Consider the following 20,921-nt stretch of genomic DNA (forward strand, 5'->3'; position numbering starts at 1 on the left):
TTACCCCACCAACAAGCTGATAGGCCGCGGGCTCATCCCGTACCGCCGGAGCTTTCCACCAAACCCCATGCGAGGCTCGGTCATATCCGGTATTAGACCCAGTTTCCCAGGCTTATCCCAAAGTACAGGGCAGATTGCCCACGTGTTACTCACCCGTTCGCCACTAATCCACCCCGAAAGGCTTCATCGTTCGACTTGCATGTGTTAAGCACGCCGCCAGCGTTCGTCCTGAGCCAGGATCAAACTCTCCAACAATGTCAAATTTGATCGAGGCAAATTTTCTTGCTCTCAAAGGAACCTCAATACGAGGTTTCAATACATAAGCTCTACTGGCTTAGTTCACTAGCACACTGTTGAGTTCTCAAGCAACACACCCCGAATCGCACCACCATCACAGCGGCCTTATCCGAAGCAGTCATTCCTAGCAGTTTTTGGTGGGACACCCACTCAATCGCACTGAGCGAGAGCTTGGTTCGTGTCCCGGTCGGCCGCTCGGTTTCCCTGGCGACGAAGAGAACTTTACATGGCCGGAAACCCCCGAAAACAGGGGGGTACCTTAACGACATTCGCGCAGTTCAGAGGCCATAAACGGGCCCGAACCCGGCGATCACGCGGTGATCGCCCCAGGAGACCGCAGGTGAACTCCCGGGCAAGAACATTGCTCCGAGTACATTGCACCGTATTGATCCCGGCGATTGCTCCGATTAGCGTCGGGCTCATGAGTACTGCGGAACTCGACGGCATCACCGTCGCTTACGACGACCTCGGCACCGGGTTGCCCGTCGTCCTCGTCCACGGCCACCCCTTCAATCGTTCGATGTGGCGGCCCCAGGCCGAACGCTTCAGCCGGGAGGGCTACCGGGTCATCACCGCGGACCTCCGCGGGTACGGCGAGACGACCATGCCGCCGGAGAGCACGAAGACCGGACTCGACGTCTTCGCCAAGGACATCTGCCGTCTCGCGGATCGCCTCGGTCTCGGGCGCTTCGTTCTGGGCGGCCTCTCCATGGGCGGGCAGATCGTCATGGAGTTCCACCGCACCTACCCCGAGCGCGTCGCCGGCCTTCTGCTCGCCGACACCTCTCCCCAACAAGAGACAGAGGAGGGCAAGCGCGTCCGCAACGAGATGGCGGACCGCGTCCTCGCGGAAGGACTGAACCCCTACGCGGAGGAAGTGCTGACGAAGATGGTCTCCCCGGAGAACGTCCGCACGATGCCGGACGTGGCGGCGCACGTCCTCGGGATGATGCGCACGACGCCCAAGGAAGGAGCGGCGGCCGCGCTCAGGGGCCGCGCCGAGCGTCCGGACTACCGGGAGAGCCTCACCCGCGTGGAAGTACCGGCCCTGGTCGTGGTCGGGACCGAGGACGAGTTCACCCCGGTCGCGGACGCCGAGCTCATGCACGACCTCATCCCCGGCTCCACCCTGGCGGTGATCGAGGGCGCCGCGCACATGCCTAACCTGGAGCGCGAGGCCGAGTTCAACGACGTGTTCGCACGATTCTTGAAAGAGATTGACTGATGCCCCAGAAGACCGTTTTCGTGACCGGTGCCAGCGCCGGGTTCGGCGTCGAGATCGTCCGCCGGTTCGCCGCCGACGGCGCCAAGGTCGTCGCGGCCGCGCGCAGCAAGGACCGGCTCGACAAGCTGGCCGGCGAGCTGGGCGAGAACGTCCTCCCCTTCGAGCTCGACGTCCGGGACGCCGACGCGGTGGCCGCCCTCCCCGGCACGCTGCCCGCCGAGTTCGCCGAAGTCGACCTGCTGGTCAACAACGCCGGCCTCGCGAAGGGGCTCGAGCCCGCCCACCGGGCGAAGCTCGACGACTGGGACCAGATGATCGACACGAACATCAAGGGGCTCGCGCACCTCACCCGCGCCCTGCTGCCCGGCATGGTCGAGCGCGGCCGCGGGCACGTGATCAACATCGGCTCGGTCGCGGGAAGCTACCCCTATCCCGGCGGCAACGCGTACGGCGCGACCAAGGCGTTCGTGCATCAGTTCAGCCTGAACCTGCGCGCGGACCTGCAGGGCACCGGCGTCCGGGTGACCAACGTCGAGCCGGGCCTGGTCGGCGGCACCGAGTTCTCCGTCGTCCGGTTCGAGGGCGACCAGGGCAAGGCGGACAACGTCTACAAGGGCACGACGCCGCTGACGGCCGCCGACGTGGCCGAGTCCGTCTTCTGGGCGGCTTCGCAGCCGGAGCACGTGAACATCAACGTCATCGAGTTGATGCCGGTGGTGCAGAGCTTCTCCGCGCTCCATATTCACCGAGAGAGCTGAGACCGAAGAGGTCGAAGAGCGCCTGCTGCTCCGGGTTCCGCTCGGTCAGCAGGCGCCGCGTCCGCGGTCGGCCGCCGGTGGACGGATACCGCAGCACCGTCTCCCCTATCCCCGCGAGGCTGTCCATCAGTTCGCGGACCGACAGGTTCATCCCCGCGCGGTCGGCCTCGCGCCGCATGAGGTGGGTGACCGTGGACGCGAGCACCGTGACCAGCGTGTGCACGGCGATCCGGTGCGGCGTCCACTCCCAGCGCGGGGCCGGGCCGGTGACGGCGGGGCCGGTCAGCCAGCGGAACGTCGAGTCGAGGTGGGTGCGGGCGCGGTACGCGGTGACGACCTCGGCCACCGGCCAGTCGTGGTCGGTGACCAGCACCTGCTTGCCGAAGAACTCGTCGTGCAACCGCGACACCGCGGCGTCGTCGACCTTCCAGGTCAGCCGGATCTCCCCCGGCCTCGTCCCGGTCAGTGCCGGTGAGAGCACCCGTTCGACGCGGCGGCCGCGGGTGATCCGGGCGATTTCGGCGTTCACCTGGCCGCGATCGCCCCGGTACGTGCCCGAGGCCAGCGCGGCGTCGAGGCCGGCGAGTTCGCGCGTCGCGGTGCCCAGTTCCTCGCCGAACGCGCGGGCCTGCGCGTTGTGCAGGGTCTCCGAATGCGTGAGGATCACGCGCCGCCTCATCCCGGCGACCACGGCCCGGGTGTCGAGGGCGGTCAGCCCGGCGAAGCGTTCCGGGTCGACGGGTTTGCGCGCGGACGGTGGTTTCGCCAGCAGTTCCGGGTGCTCCGACAGCGGGAGCGCGCCGACGAAATGCCGTCCGAGGTCCAGTTGCGCGGCCTGGCCGGCGGTGAAGACGAGCGTCACGGGATATAGGGAGCGGAGTTCTTCGGCGAGCGCGGCGAACGGCGGCGCCCCTTCCCGCGGGTACATATGCGAGGCCAGCGGGATCGCGCCGTCCTTGGTCACCACCAGCCCGAGACCGGCGAGTTCGCAGCGGCAGGGGTCGACCGTCGTGAAGGTGGCGAACTGCGGGACGTCGACGGCGAGCGCGGCGTCGCCCGTCCCCAGCCACGAGAGCACCGCGTCGGCGACCGCGGTCTCGATCCGCGCGATCCGGTCCGGTGTGAGGCGTTGCAGGGCCCGCCGGTGATTGGGCAGGTCGGCCTGGAGGAATTCCCGGGCGACGGAGTCACGCCACCAGTCGGCCAACTGCGTTTCCGGCGCGGTCGCCCGGTGCAGGACGGCGAGCGCGAGATGCGTCCCCAGGGTGGTCGCCGCGCGCTGGGCCCCGACGGCTTCGTCGACCCGGCGCACGAAGTCGAGCCGTCGCAGCGTGGCCCACACCGCCGCGACGTCGCCGAAGGTCCGGTGCCGCGCTTCGCCGGGCGCGGAGACGTCGCCGTCCATCGCGCGCCCGATCTCCTCGGCCGTGCCGAGATAGCGCTGCGAAACCACCCTCGGTTCGCCGTCGACCCGCGCGGAGGTGACGAGGTAGTAGTACGTCCGCCCGCCGACCTTCTTGCCGATCACCGAAGCCACACTTTAGGTAATACACGCCGACCCCTTGATCGGCAACCAAGATCACGCTCTGACCAGCGGAAACAGTGACCACACCCACGTGGGTGACGCGGTGGCGGGATGCACACTGGCAGGTGGAGCGAGTCCGGCCATAGCGTGCGGGAATGGCATCCCCTGCTGACGCGAACGCCCCCACCACCTCGGCGATGCGCCGGGCGCTCGCCAGGGCGCGCGACGGGAAGACCCTCGACATCACCGAGGCCTCGATCCTGCTCCAGGCGCGCGGCGACGACCTCAAGACGCTGTCCGAGCACGCCTCGAGGGTCCGCGACGCCGGGCTCGTCGCGGCCGGCCGTCCCGGCGTGGTCACCTACAGCCGTTCGGTGTTCATCCCGCTGACCCGGCTGTGCCGGGACCGCTGCGGCTACTGCACCTTCGCGACCGTTCCCGGCCGCCTCGAATCGCCGTTCCTCTCCCCCGACGAGGTGCTCGACATCGCCCGCAAGGGTGCCGCGATGGGGGTCAAGGAAGCACTCTTCACCCTCGGCGACCGTCCGGAGGACCGCTGGAAGGCGGCGAAGGACTGGCTCGACGCGCACGGTTACGACGACACGCTCTCCTACGTCCGGGCGATGGCGATCCGGGTGCTCGAAGAGACCGGCGTCCTCCCCCACCTCAACCCCGGCGTGCTGACCTGGCAGGACTTCCAGCGGCTCAAGCCGGTGTCGGCGTCGATGGGCATGATGCTGGAGACGACGGCGAAGCGGCTGTACACCGAGAAGGGCGGCCCGCATTACGGCTCGCCGGACAAGGACCCGGACGTCCGCCTGCGGGTGCTGGAGGACGCCGGCCGCAGTTCGGTGCCGTTCACCACGGGCATCCTGATCGGCATCGGCGAGAACTTCGAAGAACGCGCCGACTCCCTGTTCGCCATCCGCAAGGTCGCGAAGACCTACGGCGGCATCCAGGAGGTCATCGTCCAGAACTTCCGCGCGAAGCCGGACACGAAGATGCGCGCGACCCCGGACGCCGACCTCGAAGAACTCGCCGCGACCATCGCCGTCGCGCGGCTGGTGCTCGGGCCGCGGATGCGCATCCAGGCGCCGCCGAACCTGATCGGCCAGCAGTACGAGCTGATGCTGAACGCGGGCATCGACGACTGGGGCGGTGTCTCGCCGCTGACCCCCGACCACGTGAACCCCGAACGCGCGTGGCCGCAGATCGACGAGCTCAAACGCCGCACCGAGGCGCTCGGGTTCACTGTGCGCGAGCGGCTGCCGATCTATCCGGAGTACGTCAAGGCGGGCGAGCCGTGGCTGGACCCGCGGCTGAACGCGCATCTCGCGCCGCTGACCGACACCGAGACCGGGCTCGCGATCGAAGAGGCCATCCCGGTGGGCATCCCGTGGCAGGAGCCGGACGGCGGGTGGAAGGAGGCCGGGCGTACCGATCTGCACGTCGAGGTCGACACCGTCGGGCGGACGGAGGACCGCCGAAGCGACTTCGACTCGGTCTACGGCGACTGGGCCGAGATCAAGGGCAACATCAAGACCGGGCCGCAGCGGTTCGACACCGACATCCGGGATGCCTTGCGCAGCGCGGAAAAGGACCCCGCCGGACTCTCGGACGACGCGGCGCTGGCGCTGCTGCACGCCGACGGGCCGGAGCTCGACGCGCTCGCGAAGATCGCCGACGACCTGCGTCGCGAGGTGAACGGCGACGACGTCACCTTCGTAGTCACACGGAACATCAACTTCACCAACGTCTGTTACACGGGCTGCCGGTTCTGCGCGTTCGCCCAGCGGCGCACCGACGCCGACGCGTACACGCTCTCGCTGGAGCAGGTCGGCGACCGCGTCGACGAGGCGTGGGCCGCCGGCGCGACCGAGATCTGCATGCAGGGCGGCATCCACCCGGATCTGCCGGGTACCGCGTACTTCGACCTCGCGGCGGAGGTGAAACGCCGTCAGCCGGACATCCACCTGCACTCGTACTCGCCGATGGAGGTCGTCAACGGCGCTTCGCGGACCAACCTCTCGATCGAGGACTGGCTGGCGCGGGCGAAGGAAGCCGGCGTCGACTCGCTGCCGGGCACGGCGGCGGAGATCCTCGACGACGACGTGCGTTGGGTACTGACCAAGGGCAAGCTGCCGACGTCCGAATGGATCAACGTCGTCACCACCGCGCACAAACTCGGCATCACGACGACGTCGACGATGATGTACGGCCACGTCGACACCCCGGCGCACTGGGTCGGGCACCTGAAGCTGCTGGCGAAACTGCAGCGGGAAGGCCTGGAGCGCAACGGGCGGCGCGGGTTCAGCGAGTTCGTGCTGCTGCCGTTCATCCACCAGAGTTCCCCGATCTACCTCGCCGGGCTGGCGAGGGCGGGTACGACGCTGCGCGAGAACCGCGCGGTGCACGCGCTGGCCCGCCTGCTGCTGCACGGGATGATCGACAACATCCAGAGTTCGTGGGTGAAACTCGGCGAGGAGGGCAGCCGCGCGGTGCTGCAAGGCGGGGTCAACGACATCGGCGGGACGCTGATGGAGGAGACGATCAGCCGGATGGCCGGCGCGGCGAACGGGTCGTACAAGACGATCAGCGACATGCGCGCGATGGTCGAGCCGCTGGGCCGCCCGCTGCGGCAGCGGACCACGGAGTACGGCACGCCGACCGCCGAGCGGATCGCCGCGGCCCAGGCGTCCGACGGCGTCGCGACCGCGGTGCGGCGGCCGCTCCTGCCGCTTGTCACCAGCTGACGAAAATCCCCTGACGGCCCCCTGACTCGCGTACAAACGCGAGGAAGGGGGCCGTCACGTTGCGTGTGGCACCGCTCACAAGGCCCAGGGGTCGCGGGCGTTTTCTGTGCTAAACCCGAGAATCACTTCCGGGCAGCCGAGAGGACGTCGATGACCGCGAGCGCAGTCCAAGTGGCCGATACCGCCCGCTATCCGTTGTCCGAACCGGGAAGCCCGGCATGGCGCGAAATCGTTTCCCGGACCCGCGCCGAACTGCGGGAAACGGGCTGCAGTGTGCTGGCCGACTTCATCCGTCCGGAGTTGCGAGACGTCCTTCGCCACGAAGGCGCGAAGATCGCTCCGGAGGCGTACGCGAAGGTCGAACGCGTCAACGCCTACAACATCGCCATCGACACTCCGCTGCCGGAGGACCATCCCGGCCGCACGATCATGGAACGCGGCAACGCTTTCGTGGCGCGGGACCGGATCCCGGCGACCGCGGTGATCCAGCAGCTGTACTCGAGCCGCGAGTTCCAGCGGTTCGTGGCCGACTGCTTCGAACTCCCCGAGCTGCACGAACTCGCCGATCCGCTGTCCGGCCTGGTGCTCAACGTGATCGAACCGGGCCGCGCGCATCCGTGGCATTTCGACACCAACGAGTACACGGTCAGCATGCTCACGCAGGAAGCGGCCGACGGCGGTGTCTTCGAGTACTGCCCGAACATCCGCTCCGAAACGGCGGAGAACTTCGACGACGTCCGTGCCGTCCTGGCGGGCGAAGGTGAGCACCTGATCAGGCGGCTCACTCTCCGTCCTGGCGATCTTCAGCTGTTTCGCGGACGCTTCGCGCTGCACCGGGTGAGTAGTGTTCAAGGGGCAGTCGCCCGCCATTCCGCGATCTTCGCGTACAGCGAGCGCCCTGGGGTCATCGGCAGTCCGGAACGGACGAGGCAACTGTTCGGCCGGGTCCTGCCGGAGCACGTCGCTTCGGCGGCGGTCCGGGGCGATCAGCTGCTCGACTAAGTCAGGAGCTTGGCCGTGCCTTTGGATTCGACCGGCAAGATCAATTTCGACGACATCTACACCGCGCCCGATCCACGCGCCTTCTTCGGTACGTTGCGCCGTCTGGACTACGACATCCCGCAGCAGGCGAAAGCCTACTTCGCGAAATTGATCGACGAGTACCGTGCGGAGGCCGACGTCAAGGTCCCGACGGTGCTCGACCTGGGCTGTTCCTACGGTGTCAACGCGGCGCTGTACAGATGCGACACCACGATGGAACGGCTGTACGACCACTACGCGTCCGCCGGTGCGCTGAGCCGGGACGAATTGATCGCGCGTGACCGCCGGATGGACGCAGTCGGCGATGACGTCCGCTTCATCGGCCTCGACGCCTCCGCGCCCGCTCTGGACTACGCGCTCGCAGCGGGATTCATCGACGAAGCGATCCATGCCGATCTGGAGAACGAAGACCCGACTGAGGAACAGCGCGCGTTGCTGTCCGAGGTCGACATCGTCATCTCGACCGGCTGCGTCGGCTACGTCACCGAGAAGACCCTCGTGCGGATCGCGCGGGAAAACCGGCCGTGGATGGCGCATTTCGTCCTCCGGATGTTCTCCTACGGCCCGGTCGCCGACAGCCTCGGCGAACTGGACTACGAGACGACCGGGGTCGAGGGCGTCTTCCGGCAGCGGAAATTCGCTTCGGATGAGGAACAGACGCAGATCCTGGACAATCTGTCCGTCGCGGGCGTCGACCCGCGTGGGCTGGAGGCCGGTGGCCGGCTGTACGCACGGCTGTTCGTCTCCCGTCCCCACGGCGCGGCGGGCGGGCTCGCCTCCGCGCTGAACGCCCTTCCCCTTCGAGATCGAGGATGATCGTGAGCAGTACGGAACCGTCCACCCGCACGTTCGGCAACGAGGACAGCCTGCCGCGGGTCCCCGTCCCCAGCCTGGAGGACACCTGCCGCCGGTTCCTCGAGTGGTGCTCGCCGCTGCTCACCCCCGGCGAACTCGCGGAGACCGAAGGCGCCGTCACCGAGTTCCTCGCCGAAGGAAGCCCAGCGCACGAGCTGCAGAGCGCGCTCGAGGCCTACGACAAGCGCGAAGATGTCCGAAGCTGGCTCGACACCTTCTGGCCGTATCGCTACCTCGGCCGTCGCGACCGGATCGCCCTCAACGCGAACTTCTTCTTCCTGTTCACCGAATCCCCGCTGGAACAGCTGGAGCGCGCGGCCGAACTGACGGCTTCGGCGGTGGACTACAAGCTGAAGCTCGACGAGGAACTGATCCCGCCGATCCTGCTGCGCGGGCGGCCGCAGTCGATGGTGCAGCACAAGTTCCTGTTCTCGGCGACCCGCATCCCCGGCGCCGCGCAGGACACCGCGCGCACGCCGTACCGCGAGGACTGGCCGGGGCCGTCGAGGGCGCGGCACATCGTGGTCTTCCACCGCGACACCCCGTTCCGGATGGACGTCATCGCGCCGGACGGCCGGCCGTATTCCCCCGAACAGCTGGTCGCGGGACTGCAGGCCATCGTCAAGTCGGGGACCTTCGTCGAGGACCCGCGGACCGCCGCCGGGCATTTCACCACCAAGGCCAGGGCAGAATGGGCGGCGACGCGGGAAGCGTTGCTGGCGGCGGGGAACGCGGCCGCGCTCGACGACATCGAGACGGCGTTGTTCTGCCTGTGCCTGGAGGACTTCACGCCGTCGGGCACGCAGGAGGCGTGCGACGCCCTGCTGCACGGCGACAGCGGGAACCGCTGGTTCGACAAGGCCGTGTCGCTGATCGTGTTCGAGGACGGCACGGCGGGGCTGAACGTCGAGCACTGTGAACTGGACGGGACCACGATCCTCGGGTTCACCGACGCGCTGCTCAGCGGTACGCGGCTGGAGCGGCCGCCCGCCGACGGTGTGCCGTCGTCCGAGGTCATCGAGTTCGTCCTGGGTGACGCGCTGCGCGAAGACGCCCGCGCCGCAGCCGCGTCCTTCGCCGAGTACGCCGACGCGACCGCTACGAAGACGGTGTCCTTCACCGACTTCGGCGCGAACCGGGCGAAGGAGCTCGGGATGTCCCCGGACGCCTTCGCGCAGATGGCGTACCAGCTCGCGCACAAGCGGGCGAAGGGGATCACGGGCGCGACGTACGAGTCGATCGCGACGCGGCAGTACCAGAACGGGCGCACCGAAGCGATGCGCGTGGTGACGCCCGAGGTGCTGTGGTTCGTCCAGGTGATGGACGACCCGCAAGCCGACCGCCAGACCCGTCAGGCGGCTTTCCGCGCGGCGGCCGCGAAGCACGTCACGCGGGCGAAGGAGTGCCAGGCGGGCGACGCGCCGGAGCAGCACCTATGGGAGCTGCAGCTGATCCAGAAGCGGCGTGGCGTCGAGGACTCCCCGTCGCTGTACTCGTCACCCGGCTGGCTGAAGATGCGCAACGACTACCTGAGCACCAGCTCGGCGCCGTCGGTGAACATCCAGTACTTCGGTTTCGGGTCGACCAGCCCGCAGTGCATCGGCATCGCGTACGTGCTGCTGCCGGAGTCGTTGAATCTGTACCTGTGCACGCCGAAGCACGTGGCGCACGACATGGAGCTGTTCGCGACGGAACTGGCCGACGCGGTGCGTGAACTGCAGGAGTTGCTGGCCTCTTGAGCGGGGTCTGAGATGGGCCGAAGGCGTCCTTCGCCGCGTCGGATGCGGTGAAGGACGCCTTCGGCCCCAGGTAAGGTTCCGGCGTGCTGGGAAAACTGGGGTCACTGGGTGGATTGCTGCTAGTCGTGGCGGGGTGCGGCGAGCCTCCGCCGCCACCGCCGCCGGTCCCGCCCACCGTCCACACGCCGGACCCGGGCCCGGTGGTCCCGGCAGGCTGTCTCGACACCGGCGTGACGGTGAAGTCCGGGCCGGTCGAGGCCGCGCTGGGGCATCGCGCGGTCGTGCTGACCCTCACCAACTGCGGCACGACCCCGCGCACGCTCACCGGCTATCCCGAAATCCGCTTGCTGGACAAGGAAAAGCGGCCGATGAACGTTGCCGTGGAGCACGGCACGTCGTATATGGCGATCGATCCCGGCGTCAGCCCGCAGACGGTCCAGCCCGGCGGGACGCTGCTCTCGGTCGTCTCGTGGTCGAACACGGTCACCGTGGGTTCGCCGGAGGCCGGCGCCTACGTGACGGTCGCGGCCGCGAAGGGCGATCCGGAGCAGCGGATCACGGTCGACACCGACCTCGGGACCACGGGCAAGCTGACGCTGACGGCTTGGAACGCCAAGCTCAAGAACTAGAAGCTCGCGAACAAGCCCTCGAAGAAGTCCGGCGCCGACACGATCACGAGACCGAGAAGTCCCAACGGCAGAGCGACGACGGCGACCTCGGCGGCCTGACGCGGTGAACGAATCCCCCGCCAGGCCACGAACGCGATCGCGATCGCCGTGGCGACCGCCAGCGTTCCGACACCGGATCGGTCGGATCGCCGGACGAGATCACCGATCAGCAGACCCACGACCGCCGCGGTGGCCAGGGTGCCGCGGCGGTCGGCCCGCCCCACGGCGTCGAGCAGAAGCCCGGCGACGAGTCCAGCGGCCACGGCCAGACCGCACCACAGCACGAGCGTCGAAGGGTCGATTCGGTACGTGCCCTCGTATTTGACGCCGTAGACCCACGCCTTGCCGAGGTAGAACGCGAGGACCGCCGCGATCAGCGCGCACACCGCCCGGATCACCGCCCGCCGGCGGGGCATCCCGGGGACGACCGCGACGATCAGCACGATCCACAGAGTGAAGCTGTGCGCCAGCGGCCGTAGCGACTCGCTGTAGTAGGCGTAGGCACCGACGGCGCCAGAAACCGCACCCGCCACGAGCACCGCCACCTCGGAGAACCCGAAGTAGCCGGACACGCGTTTCCCCACCTCGACCGACATCGCTCCCCCTAGCTCGCGGATACGACAGTGAAGCAGATGACCGGGTTTTGTGACGAGACCGCACGGCTCCGCGACGGACACCGCTCGCGTCGATGGTCGCCACGGTCGACACCCTCGACGCCGGCCCCGAGGTCAAGACCCGCGCGGCCGAGTTGCTCGGGACGCGGACCTGGCGCCTGGCGCGGCTCGTCGAGGATCTGCTGGAGATCTCGCGGTTCGACGCGGGTTCCGCGGACCTGCGGCCCGAACTGGTCGACCTCGCGGCGCCGTTTTCACCGTGCGTCTTCCACGGGAGTCACCAGCGTGAGCCCGCGTGGCGTGTAGTCGTCGAAATACGGCAACGGGACATGGGTGAGCACCAGCAGGAGCGCGGTCAGTACACCGATCTGCGGCAGCTTCAGCTCACGATGGCCGAGCCAGAGCCACACGACCACGAAGAAGTTGGTCATCAGCAGGAACCCCCACCGGGCGTCGTCCCAGCCGCCGAACGCGAGCAGCACCGGCGCCCCGATCGCGGCGGCGGGCACCACGGCCGCGAGCGTGGGCCGGTGCAGGTACAGGAAACCGCCGAGCACCACGGCCGCGATCGGCAGCAGGTAGAGCAGGACTCCGGTGATCGAGTACAGCCGCCAGCTTTCGGACTGGGTGCGCCCGAACAGGTCCAGCGCGTCGGCGCGGTAGGCGAAGTCCGCTGTGGACAGTGAGCGCCGGAGACCGTCGATGGTGCCGGGAGCGGCGGGCGGCAGGGCGAGGATTCCCAGGCCGAGTACCGCCGCCGGGGTGAGCAACGCGCACGCGCGCCGGAACGGAACCTTCCGCAGCAGGGCGAAACCGAAGATCGGCAGCACGGTGAGCAACGCGATCTCGTGCACGGTCACCGAAAGCGCCATCACCGCACTGGCGAGCACGGGTCTGTTCCGGTGCACCGCCCACAGCGCGCCGGACAGCAGCAGATACAGCACCTGGTCGAGGTAGCCGACCTCGTGGAACAGGTAGCCGCCGGTCGGCAACAGGAGCCAGGCGACGATCAACCACCGCCGGCTTTCGGTGCGGCTGCGGAAGAAGGCGAGCGTCAAGACCACCAGTACCGCGCCGAGGACGGCGAAACTCGCGACCGCGAAGACCGCGTAGTCGTGCCCGAACGGTTTGAGGAGCGTGCCGACGAGGAAACGGCGGTGGAATCCGTCCGTCAGGGACACGGCCTGCAGGGTCGCCGCCCACTCCCCCGGCAAGCGGAACCCGGTGTAGCCGGCGAGGAGGACGGCGATCGCGAACAGTGCGGTGACGCTTCGTCGCGAAGTCTTCCCGGCGACGGGGACCGGGGCCCGCTCGAGCAAGGTGGTCATGACGCCAAGCTAGAAACGGATCATCCCGCTGCCGTGATGGTCCCGCGACAGTTCCGCCACAGAACCGTTACATGGTTGTCGAAGAGAGGAAGGCCTGTTCGGACCCGTCGGCGACGAACGCCGTCCGCGCCTTGCCGTTCATGGGCAGCTCACAGGAAAGCCACTTCACCCCGGACGGGAAGAGCCCCTTCAAGGACTCGGGCACGGCAGGCGAAGCCGCCTGGCACTTGTAGTCGTCCAGCACCTTCGCGACGGCCTCGGGACGCAACTTCACCACCGCGGACAGCCGGAAGTCGGACGGTCCCGGCGCCGCGACCCGCCCTTCGGAGGTGCCCATCCGCTCCTCGACCCAGGACGCCTGGACGATCTCGCCGACCTCCGGGAACGTCTCGGCGACCGGCGCCGGATCGGTGTGGACGGCCATTTCCTTCGGCGGGGCCGGGTCACAGGCCGCGATCAGGACGATCGCGGCCGTGACTCCCAGCGTCTTCCCCATGGTGCGCATGGGGACATCTTGACTCAGGCGGTGAGCTTCAGGATGTCGATTCCGCGAGTGTTGTCGGCGACATAGACGTAACCCTTGTGCCAGTACGGCGCCCACGCGCTGGCGTCGGCCGGGCGGAAGTAGGCGATCTGCTTCGGGTCGGTCGGGTCGCTGACGTCGAGGAAACGCGTGCCCTGCGTGTAGAACGACTGCACGAGGACCTTGCCGCGGACGTCGAAGTAGTGCGCGGAGCAGTCACCCGTGGCCGGGTCGCTGCCTTCCTGCCCGGCGACGCTCCAGGTGCCGACGGACTTGAGGCGGAACGGCTTCTCCGGCGTCGAGCGCCAGCCTTCGCCGTTGTAGGAGTTCTGCAGCGACGAGATCGTCAGCACGCCGTCACCGGCGCAGCCGTCGAGGAAGCTCTCTTCGGTGGCGTAGATCAGGTCGCGGCCGCGCCAGCGGTTCGAGTCGGCGCCGTCGGCCGAGCGGTGTCCCGCCGGGTGGAAGCTGTTGTGCATGAACTTCGACGGCGCCGCCGTCTCCTCGATGCCGCCGCCCGCGTACGGCACCGGGTCGAACGCCGTCGCGCGACGGACCTTGCCCTGCACGGGATCGCGGTGGTGGCCGTTGGTCCAGTAACCGCGGACGCCGCCGCGCCCGGACACCCACGCCACGCCCTCGTCGTCGACCTGGACGTCGTGCACGTAGTCGGTCTTGCCGTCGTTGCGCGCGAGTTCGATCGGGTTCGGGAACGTCTTGGGGTTGCGCGGATCGCGGATGTCGGTCACCCAGATCGGGCGGCCGCCCCAGTCCGCCGGCTGGTTCGCGGCCTTCGCGGGACCGCCGGTCCAGAGGTACCGGCAGTCGTCGACGCAGCTGGTCGTGTGGCCGGCGGGCACCTTGGTGTAGCTCAGGATGGCCGGTTTGTCCGGGTTCTTCAGGTCGATGATGTAGATGCCGGACTCGCCGGTCTGCGTGGTGCCGCCGTAGGCCCGCGGGTCCCGCGCGAGGAAGACGAGCTTGCGCTTGACGTCGACCTCGGTGTCTTCGGTCTCCCACAGGCCGGGGAGGCTGACCTCGCCGATCAGCTTCGGGGCGGTGGGGTTCTTCGTCAGGTCGTAGACCTTCAGGCCGAACTCGCCGGAAACCGCCATGACGTCACGGTTGCCGTACTGCAGGAACCCCATGGCGATGGCGCCTTGCGCGTCGGGCACGTTGCCGACGGCCTTGACGTTCTTCACCGCGCCGGGCGCACCGGCGACCCGGACCTTCTCACTGGCCGGTTTGTCCTCTTCGCCGCAGGCCGCGGCGGGCAATCCGGTGGCGATCAAGGTCGCGGTGACCGTGGTGAGCGCCAAACACGAACGGAGCAACCAGTTTCCTCGCACAGAAACCTCCCAGGCTGGTCCCCGCACCCTATGATCGCCACTTTGCCCGCACAACCGCCATTGGTTGTGGGACTGCCCGGTGCGGGACTGCTAAGACATCCTCATGCGCTTGCGTCTTCTGGCCCCGCTCCTCGCCGCCGCCCTGGTCGCGGCGGGCTGCACCGAATCCGGCGAACCGCCCGCACCGGACGTTCTTCGCGTGGGCCTGGCCGCCCCGGCGACCCTGCTGCCCGCGGACGTCCGCGACCAGTCCGGACGGATGGTCACCGGCGCGCTGTGGACGCCGCTGGCGGACTACGACCCGACGACGGGGAAGACGGTGCCGCGGGCGGCCGAATCGTTCGCCAGCCCCGATCGGGTCACTTGGACGGTCAAGCTCAAGGACGGCGGGAAGTTCCACGACGGCACGCCGGTGACCGCGCAGTCCTATGTGGACACCTGGAAGGCGATCGGCGCGGAGCGGTGGCAGGCGTCCCGGGTGGTCAAGGATCTCCTGCGGGCCAAGGAGATCACCGCACCCGACCCGCTCACCATCCGCCTCGTACTCGACCGGCCGTCCGGGCAGGTCCCGGCACTGCTCTCCTCGCCCGCGCTGGTCCCGCTGCCCGCTTCCGCGCTGGCTTCGCGTGATTGGGCGGGTTTCACGCAACGGCCGGTCGGCAACGGGCCGTTCCGGTTGGACGGCGCTTGGCAGCCGTCGGGCGGCAAGCTGGTCCGGGTCGCCGACGCGCCGGGCAAGGCGCGGACGGTCGAGCTGAAGACCGGCGACGCGGCGGCACAGTACGACGAGGTCAAGGCCGGGAAACTCGACCTCTCCACCTTCGTCCCCGGCGATCGCCACGAGGCCATGCACGCGGATTTCGCGCAGCGGCACGTGATGTGGGCCCTGCCCACGGTCGCCTACCTCGGGTTTCCCTTGAACGCGCCGCATTTCTCCGACGCGACCGTCCGGCACGGCTTCGGGCTCGGCATCGACCGCGCGGCGCTGGAGGCCGGTGCGCTCGGCAAGCAGGTGGATCCGGCGAAGTCGCTGCTGCCGCCCGCCGTCGCCCCCGGCGAGCGCAGCAGCACGTGCCGCCCCTGCACGTTCGACGCCGGAGCCGGGAAATCCCTGCTGACCCAGGCGGAGTTCCCGGCCACGCCGGTCCACTTCGGACAGTCGCAGGCGAGCTGGCTTCGCCCGCTCGCGGAGCAGGTCGGCAAGGCCGTCGGTGTCCCGCTCGCCCCGGAACCGGGACAGGGACCGTTCGCGATCGACGTTGCCCTGACGACGCCGAGCCCACAGGAAGTGCTGGCCGAGATCGTGAAGGCGACCGGCTACCAGAGCGACGGATTCGCCGACCTGCTGAAATCGGCCGAGGAGACCGACTCCGCCGACAGCGGCGAGGTCTACCGGCTGGTGGAGAACCAGCTGCTGCGGGATCTCCCGGTCGTCCCGCTGTGGTCCGGGCACGGGCACGCCGTCTGGGCGGACCGCGTCGGCGACGTCAAGGCGACGGCGTTCGGCGGCGTTGACCTCTCAGGGATTTCCGTGCGGTGACCCGAGCGTGCATTCCCCCGCGACGACGTCGATGAAGGCCGAGGTCAGCGGGTCGGGAGTGCTGCGGCAATAGGCGGCGAGCGTGCGGCGGATCGCCGGCTCGGGCCGCAGGACGCGGCCGTGGAAACCTTCGGGCAGCACGTTGGCCGGGACCAGCGCGGGGCCGAGACCCGCGGCCGCGAGCAACGGGGCGGCCGCGCTCTGTTCGGTGCGGACCGCGGCCCTCGGCTGGAATCCCGCCGCGGCGCAGGCCTGGTCGACGAGGTCGGCCAAGCCGTTGCCCGGCGCGTAGTGCACCCACGCGCAGTCGGCGAGGGTCGCCAGGTCGACGACGCCGGTGCCGTCGTCTTCGCGCGGCCCGTCGATCGGCAGGACGACGACGAACTCCTCGACCCCGAGTTCGCGCACCGGCCCGTCCCAGTCCGGCGGGACCGGGCCGACCGCGACGTCGGCCTCCCCCGCCGCCATCGCCTCCCGGAGTTCGTCCGCGTGCCGGAACTCCACCAGCCGGACGTCGACGTCGGGCCGCTCGCGGCGCCACACCCGCAACGCCGCGGGGAGGACCCCGAGGCCGACCGAGTAGACCGTGGCGATCTGCAGTTCCCCGGCTTCCAGCCCCGATGCCTGCCGGGCCGCGCACCGCGCACGTTCGGCGTCGGCGAGGGTGGCGCGGGCGTGCGGCAACATGGCGCGGCCCATCGGGGTGAGCCGGACGCTGCGCGGCAGCCGTTCGAGCAGCGGGCCGCCGACACCTTTCTCCAGCGCGCGCACCTGATGCGACAGCGCGGGCTGCGTCACGTGCAGCAACTCGGCGGCCTTGGTGAAGGAGCCGGTGTCGACGACGGTCACCAGGTATTCGAGCTGCCGCAAACTGGTCATGCAGAGAGTTTATCGGAGCGGTGAGATCTATGCCTTGGACTTATCTTGCAACCTGGTCCAGGCTCGGAGACATGAACGAAGAACACAAGGTCGCCCTGGTCGCCGGGGCCAACGGGGTCATCGGCAAGAACCTGATCGCCCACCTGGAGACGCTGCCCGGCTGGCGCGTCATCGGCCTGTCGCGGCGTGGCGGCCCCGGCCTGATCGCGGTCGATCTGCTCGACGCGGACGACACCCGCGCGAAGCTCGGCGGCCTGGACGACGTCACGCACGTGTTCTACGCGGCCTATGTCGACAAGCCGACCTGGGCCGAACTGGTGCCGCCGAACCTGGCGATGCTGACCAACCTCGTCGACGCGATCGAACCCGTCGCGACCGGCCTGCGGCACATCAGCCTCATGCAGGGCTACAAGGTCTACGGCGCCCACCTCGGCCCCTTCAAGACCCCGGCGCGGGAAGACGACGCCGGGCATATGCCGCCCGAGTTCAACGTCGACCAGCAGCAGTTCTTGGAGCGGCGCCAGGCCGGGAAGTCTTGGACGTGGTCGGCGATCCGGCCGTCGGTGGTCGGCGGGACCGCGCTGGGCAACCCGATGAACCTGGCGCTGGCCATCGCGGTCTACGCGTCGATCTCGAAGGAACTCGGCCTGCCATTGCGGTTCCCGGGCAAGCCCGGCGCGTACGGCAGTCTCCTGGAGATGACCGACGCCGGACTGCTGGCGAAGGCCACCGTCTGGGCCACCGGTTCGGAGAACGAGGCGTACAACATCGCGAACGGGGATCTGTTCCGGTGGAACGACCTCTGGCCGCGGATCGCGCGCTACTTCGACCTGGAGGTGGCGCCGCCGCTGCCGATGTCGCTGGACGTCGTCATGGCGGACAAGGAAGAACTCTGGACGTCGATCGCCGCGAAGTACGGCCTCGAAGTGCCCTACAGCGCCGTTTCGTCGTCGTGGGCGTTCGCGGACTTCGTGTTCGGCTGGGACTACGACATGTTCGCGGACGGCTCGAAGGCGCGGCGTGCCGGTTTCCACGAGTACGCCGAGACGCCGGAGATGTTCTTCCGGCTGTTCGACGAGTTCCGCAAGACGAAAGTGATCCCGTGAGGCTCTCGTGAGCGGTAAGGCAAAGGTGTCGTGGTCGCGGGCTGATCAGTGGGAGGTGAAGGACGCTTTCCCCGCATCCGACGCGACGAAAGCGCCCTTCACCGCGTGAGATGCGGGGAAAGTCCCCTTCAGCCGCGCCCGATGTACGGCATCGCGGTCGCCGTGACGGTCAGAAATCCGACGTTCGCGTCCAGCGGCAGCCCGGCCATGTACAGCACGGCGTCCGCGACGTGCCGGGCGTCGAAGGTCGGCTCGGCCTTCACGCTGCCGTCGGCCTGCGGGATCCCGTCGGCCATCCGCAGGGTCATCTCGGTGGCCGCGTTGCCGATGTCGATCTGTCCACATGCGACATTCCAGGCGCGGCCGTCGAGGGAGATCGACTTCGTCAGCCCGGTGACCGCGTGTTTCGTCGCGGTGTAGGCGACGGACGCGGGGCGCGGGGCGTGCGCGGAGATGGAGCCGTTGTTGATGATCCGGCCACCGCGCGGGTCCTGCGCCTTCATCAGCCGCACGGCCTGTTGCGCGCACAGGAACATCCCGGTCAGATTGGTGTCGACGGCGCGTTTCCAGTCCGCGAAGGACAGTTCGTCGACCGTCCCGCCCACGGACACGCCCGCGTTGTTCACCAGGAGGTCCAGCCGCCCCCAGCGGGCGCGGACCGTCTCGAACAGTGCCGCGACGGAATCGGGATCGCCGACGTCGGTGGGCACGGGAAGCGCGTCCGCCGCGCCGTCGGCGGTCTCGGCCAGCGCGTCCGCGCGGCGGCCGGCGAGGGCGACCCGGTAACCGGCGCCGAGCAACGCGTGGGAGATCTCCCTGCCGAGCCCGGAGCCCGCCCCGGTGACGACCGCGATCCTGCCGTTGCCCATCGATCCTCCTCGCAGACCGTGCCGGAGCGGACCGGCTCGGTGATTTTTTCCGATTACCCGCGTCCGTTCAGGCTAGCGCGCCGCCGCCGGGGGAAAACGTTCACCCGTCGGCCGTCGCGCCTTAAGCGGATCCGGTAACCCCTTCACCACATGGCGGCGATTCACGGGATGTGACCAGGGGGAATTCAGTAGCGAAGAATCCACGCTTTCAACTCGTCCAGACCGGCGAGCAGACCCTTCGATGGCGGCTGCTCGGCGGCAACAACGTGTCGCTGGGATCGGCGCCCGAAGACTATCCGCGAGCCGAGGAATGCCTTGTCGCGATCGCTTGGCTCAGCACGCATATTTCCGAACTGACCAGCGATTTCAGTCATCTCAGCGGTGGTCGCTGGCGCTGGCGCCTGCACACCGGCGACCGGCTCGTCGCGATCGCCAGCCACGCCTACGGAAGGCGTATCGAGGCACAGCGCGGCCTCGACCGGTTCCGCTCGGCCACCACCGAAGCGTCCATCGGCGAAGGAATCGAGACGATCGCCGATTGGCGCCGGAAATACCGTCGCGATTCCGGTGGACATTCACCGAATCGTTCTCCGTGACGGCCGATCACGGAAAGTGCGTTCCCCGGAGATTAACCACCATGACGTCGGGCGGGAACGCGAAGCACCGCCGCCGGACAGTGTCGCGGAGCGAGGATTGTGCCAAGTCACGGAATCCCGCGACTACTTGGGGACTAGAGAAAGAGTGCAAACAAGATGCGTGCTCGTACCACTCGGTTTCTCGGCGCCACCGCGATCGCCGCGTGTGCCTGCCTCACCCTGACCGGCACCGCCTCGGCGGTCGCCCCCGCCAACGGCCTTTCCGAGGTCATCGCCGCGGCGGGCTCGGACACCACGGTCGACATCACCGGCGCGATCCTGGCGAACGCGAACGGCGGCGCCTGGAACAGCGACCCCGACAACTTCGTCAACGTGCCGCCGCTGCTGTCCGGCACCCAGACCTTCACCGTCCCGGCCGACCCGTTCGCCGACGAGGTCGTCTACAGCGCCGGCAACCCGGCCCCGAACGGTTCGTCGCAGGGCAAGGCCGCGCTGAAGGCCTCCGCCGAAGCGGGCGACGGCAAGATCGACATCGCGCGGTCGTCCTCGGCCCGCGGCTCGTCCGACCCCGGCACCTTCGAGTACTTCGCCTTCGCCACCGACGGTGTCACCTGGGCCTCGTCGGCCACCGGTTCGGGTGCCGGCCTGACCCTCACCCTGGCGCAGCTGCGCGGCATCTACGACGGCTCCATCACCAACTGGAACCAGGTCGGCGGCGCCAACTCCCCCATCAAGGTCTACCTGCCGCAGACCGGTTCCGGCACGCTGAGCTTCTTCACCGGCACCGTCCTCGGCTTCGACCCGACCACCAAGCCGGTCACCATCAAGCGTTTCCAGGAGCACGACGGCAACTCCATCCCGGCCGCCGACCGCGCCACCGCCATCGCGCCGTTCTCCATCGCGCAGTGGATCGCGCAGGGCAACACGGTCGTCGCCGACAAGCGGGCGGGCTTCACCGTCAACCCGCTGACCGGTGCCGGCTTCAACGGCTCCCCGGTCGCCGGTTCCGCGGGCAGCTACACCCCGGCGTTCACCACCGCGTTCCTGGGTTCGCGCAGCGTCTACAACATCGTCGACTCCCGCACCCCCAGCTACGACCAGGCCAAGCGCGCCGTCGGCTTCGACGACGGTGACACGGCCTCGACCGCCAGCCCGCTGTGCGGCGGTCAGCTCGCCGCCACCATCCAGCAGTACGGCTTCCTGACCGTGTCGGGCCCGAACGGCCTGTCCTGCGTCAAGTCCTGACCCCTCCTAGC

Annotated in this window: 18 protein-coding genes, 1 rRNA gene and 1 pseudogene; 11 read left to right on the plus strand and 9 right to left on the minus strand. The window is 68.7% G+C overall.

The features are described from left to right. A 16S ribosomal RNA gene (locus tag AMK34_RS30315) occupies nucleotides 1-255 on the minus strand; the annotation flags it as partial. A 463-nt stretch (nucleotides 256-718) separates the two neighbouring features. On the opposite strand from AMK34_RS30315, the gene AMK34_RS30320 reads away from it, so the two are divergent. Both AMK34_RS30320 and AMK34_RS30325 read left to right on the plus strand, forming a co-directional pair. Continuing rightward, the gene (locus tag AMK34_RS30320) at nucleotides 719-1,522 is read left to right on the plus strand and encodes an alpha/beta fold hydrolase (protein WP_038517514.1); all 804 of its coding nucleotides are present in this window, start codon (nucleotides 719-721) and stop codon (nucleotides 1,520-1,522) included. Further along, complete coding sequence (locus tag AMK34_RS30325; protein WP_073847641.1) at nucleotides 1,522-2,280, plus strand: SDR family oxidoreductase; 759 nt, start codon at nucleotides 1,522-1,524, stop codon at nucleotides 2,278-2,280. The genes AMK34_RS30320 and AMK34_RS30325 overlap by 1 nt, the downstream gene beginning before the upstream one ends. On the opposite strand, the gene AMK34_RS30330 is transcribed toward AMK34_RS30325, so the two are convergent. Beyond that, nucleotides 2,219-3,817: an IS1634 family transposase gene (locus AMK34_RS30330; protein WP_083650043.1), complete on the minus strand. Its 1,599-nt coding sequence runs from the start codon at nucleotides 3,815-3,817 to the stop codon at nucleotides 2,219-2,221. The genes AMK34_RS30325 and AMK34_RS30330 overlap by 62 nt on opposite strands. Nucleotides 3,818-4,002: 185 nt before the next feature. On the opposite strand from AMK34_RS30330, the gene AMK34_RS30335 reads away from it, so the two are divergent. From AMK34_RS30335 to AMK34_RS30355, 5 genes are all read left to right on the plus strand, one after another. Then, a complete protein-coding gene (locus AMK34_RS30335) occupies nucleotides 4,003-6,558 on the plus strand; it encodes a bifunctional FO biosynthesis protein CofGH (protein WP_241832919.1) in 2,556 nt (851 codons plus the stop codon). A 150-nt stretch (nucleotides 6,559-6,708) separates the two neighbouring features. Further along, nucleotides 6,709-7,560, plus strand: a complete 852-nt coding sequence (locus tag AMK34_RS30340) for a HalD/BesD family halogenase (protein WP_073847643.1) — start codon at nucleotides 6,709-6,711, stop codon at nucleotides 7,558-7,560. A gap of 21 nt (nucleotides 7,561-7,581) precedes the next feature. Beyond that, on the plus strand, nucleotides 7,582-8,415 hold the full coding sequence (locus AMK34_RS30345; RefSeq protein ID WP_083650044.1) for a class I SAM-dependent methyltransferase: 834 nt from the start codon (nucleotides 7,582-7,584) through the stop codon (nucleotides 8,413-8,415). After that, nucleotides 8,412-10,193 carry a choline/carnitine O-acyltransferase gene (locus AMK34_RS30350; RefSeq protein ID WP_073847644.1) on the plus strand — a complete coding sequence of 594 codons (1,782 nt, stop codon included), beginning with the start codon at nucleotides 8,412-8,414 and terminating at the stop codon, nucleotides 10,191-10,193. The genes AMK34_RS30345 and AMK34_RS30350 overlap by 4 nt, the downstream gene beginning before the upstream one ends. Before the next feature lie 83 nt (nucleotides 10,194-10,276). Further along, on the plus strand, nucleotides 10,277-10,822 hold the full coding sequence (locus AMK34_RS30355; protein ID WP_083650045.1) for a DUF4232 domain-containing protein: 546 nt from the start codon (nucleotides 10,277-10,279) through the stop codon (nucleotides 10,820-10,822). On the opposite strand, the gene AMK34_RS30360 is transcribed toward AMK34_RS30355, so the two are convergent. After that, nucleotides 10,819-11,457 carry a DUF6518 family protein gene (locus tag AMK34_RS30360; protein ID WP_073847645.1) on the minus strand — a complete coding sequence of 213 codons (639 nt, stop codon included), beginning with the start codon at nucleotides 11,455-11,457 and terminating at the stop codon, nucleotides 10,819-10,821. The two genes, AMK34_RS30355 and AMK34_RS30360, sit on opposite strands and share 4 nt — an antisense overlap. Nucleotides 11,458-11,531: 74 nt before the next feature. Here AMK34_RS30360 and AMK34_RS43610 point away from each other — a divergent pair. Further along, a pseudogene (locus tag AMK34_RS43610) lies at nucleotides 11,532-11,720 on the plus strand (histidine kinase dimerization/phospho-acceptor domain-containing protein); the annotation flags it as partial. A 9-nt stretch (nucleotides 11,721-11,729) separates the two neighbouring features. Here AMK34_RS43610 and AMK34_RS30370 read toward each other — a convergent pair. The 3 genes from AMK34_RS30370 to AMK34_RS30380 form a co-directional block, all read right to left on the minus strand. Then, nucleotides 11,730-12,803 carry a hypothetical protein gene (locus AMK34_RS30370; protein WP_073847646.1) on the minus strand — a complete coding sequence of 358 codons (1,074 nt, stop codon included), beginning with the start codon at nucleotides 12,801-12,803 and terminating at the stop codon, nucleotides 11,730-11,732. A gap of 67 nt (nucleotides 12,804-12,870) precedes the next feature. After that, nucleotides 12,871-13,308: a hypothetical protein gene (locus AMK34_RS30375; protein WP_073847647.1), complete on the minus strand. Its 438-nt coding sequence runs from the start codon at nucleotides 13,306-13,308 to the stop codon at nucleotides 12,871-12,873. A gap of 14 nt (nucleotides 13,309-13,322) precedes the next feature. After that, entirely contained in the window at nucleotides 13,323-14,660 is a 1,338-nt protein-coding gene (locus AMK34_RS30380) for an LVIVD repeat-containing protein (protein WP_038517541.1), read from the minus strand. A 118-nt stretch (nucleotides 14,661-14,778) separates the two neighbouring features. Here AMK34_RS30380 and AMK34_RS30385 point away from each other — a divergent pair, with 118 nt between their 5' ends. After that, nucleotides 14,779-16,215 (plus strand): peptide ABC transporter substrate-binding protein, encoded by a 1,437-nt coding sequence (locus AMK34_RS30385; RefSeq protein ID WP_198941779.1) that lies wholly within the window; start codon nucleotides 14,779-14,781, stop codon nucleotides 16,213-16,215. Here the strand turns inward: AMK34_RS30385 and AMK34_RS30390 are convergent. After that, nucleotides 16,195-17,094 (minus strand): LysR family transcriptional regulator, encoded by a 900-nt coding sequence (locus AMK34_RS30390; protein ID WP_073847648.1) that lies wholly within the window; start codon nucleotides 17,092-17,094, stop codon nucleotides 16,195-16,197. The genes AMK34_RS30385 and AMK34_RS30390 overlap by 21 nt on opposite strands. Nucleotides 17,095-17,165: 71 nt before the next feature. On the opposite strand from AMK34_RS30390, the gene AMK34_RS30395 reads away from it, so the two are divergent. Further along, nucleotides 17,166-18,200 (plus strand): SDR family oxidoreductase, encoded by a 1,035-nt coding sequence (locus tag AMK34_RS30395; RefSeq protein WP_073847649.1) that lies wholly within the window; start codon nucleotides 17,166-17,168, stop codon nucleotides 18,198-18,200. Nucleotides 18,201-18,328: 128 nt separating this feature from the next. Here the strand turns inward: AMK34_RS30395 and AMK34_RS30400 are convergent, their stop codons facing one another. Further along, nucleotides 18,329-19,069 carry an SDR family oxidoreductase gene (locus AMK34_RS30400; protein ID WP_073847650.1) on the minus strand — a complete coding sequence of 247 codons (741 nt, stop codon included), beginning with the start codon at nucleotides 19,067-19,069 and terminating at the stop codon, nucleotides 18,329-18,331. A gap of 185 nt (nucleotides 19,070-19,254) precedes the next feature. Further along, on the minus strand, nucleotides 19,255-19,644 hold the full coding sequence (locus AMK34_RS43300; protein ID WP_198941781.1) for a hypothetical protein: 390 nt from the start codon (nucleotides 19,642-19,644) through the stop codon (nucleotides 19,255-19,257). 177 nt (nucleotides 19,645-19,821) lie between these two features. Between AMK34_RS43300 and AMK34_RS30410 the strand changes: the two genes are divergently transcribed. Continuing rightward, nucleotides 19,822-20,910, plus strand: coding sequence for a substrate-binding domain-containing protein (locus AMK34_RS30410; RefSeq protein ID WP_073847651.1), 1,089 nt, complete (start codon nucleotides 19,822-19,824; stop codon nucleotides 20,908-20,910). The last annotated feature ends 11 nt before the right edge of the window (nucleotides 20,911-20,921 follow it).

It is taken from the genome of Amycolatopsis sp. CB00013, assembly GCF_001905755.1.
Classification (GTDB): domain Bacteria; phylum Actinomycetota; class Actinomycetes; order Mycobacteriales; family Pseudonocardiaceae; genus Amycolatopsis; species Amycolatopsis japonica.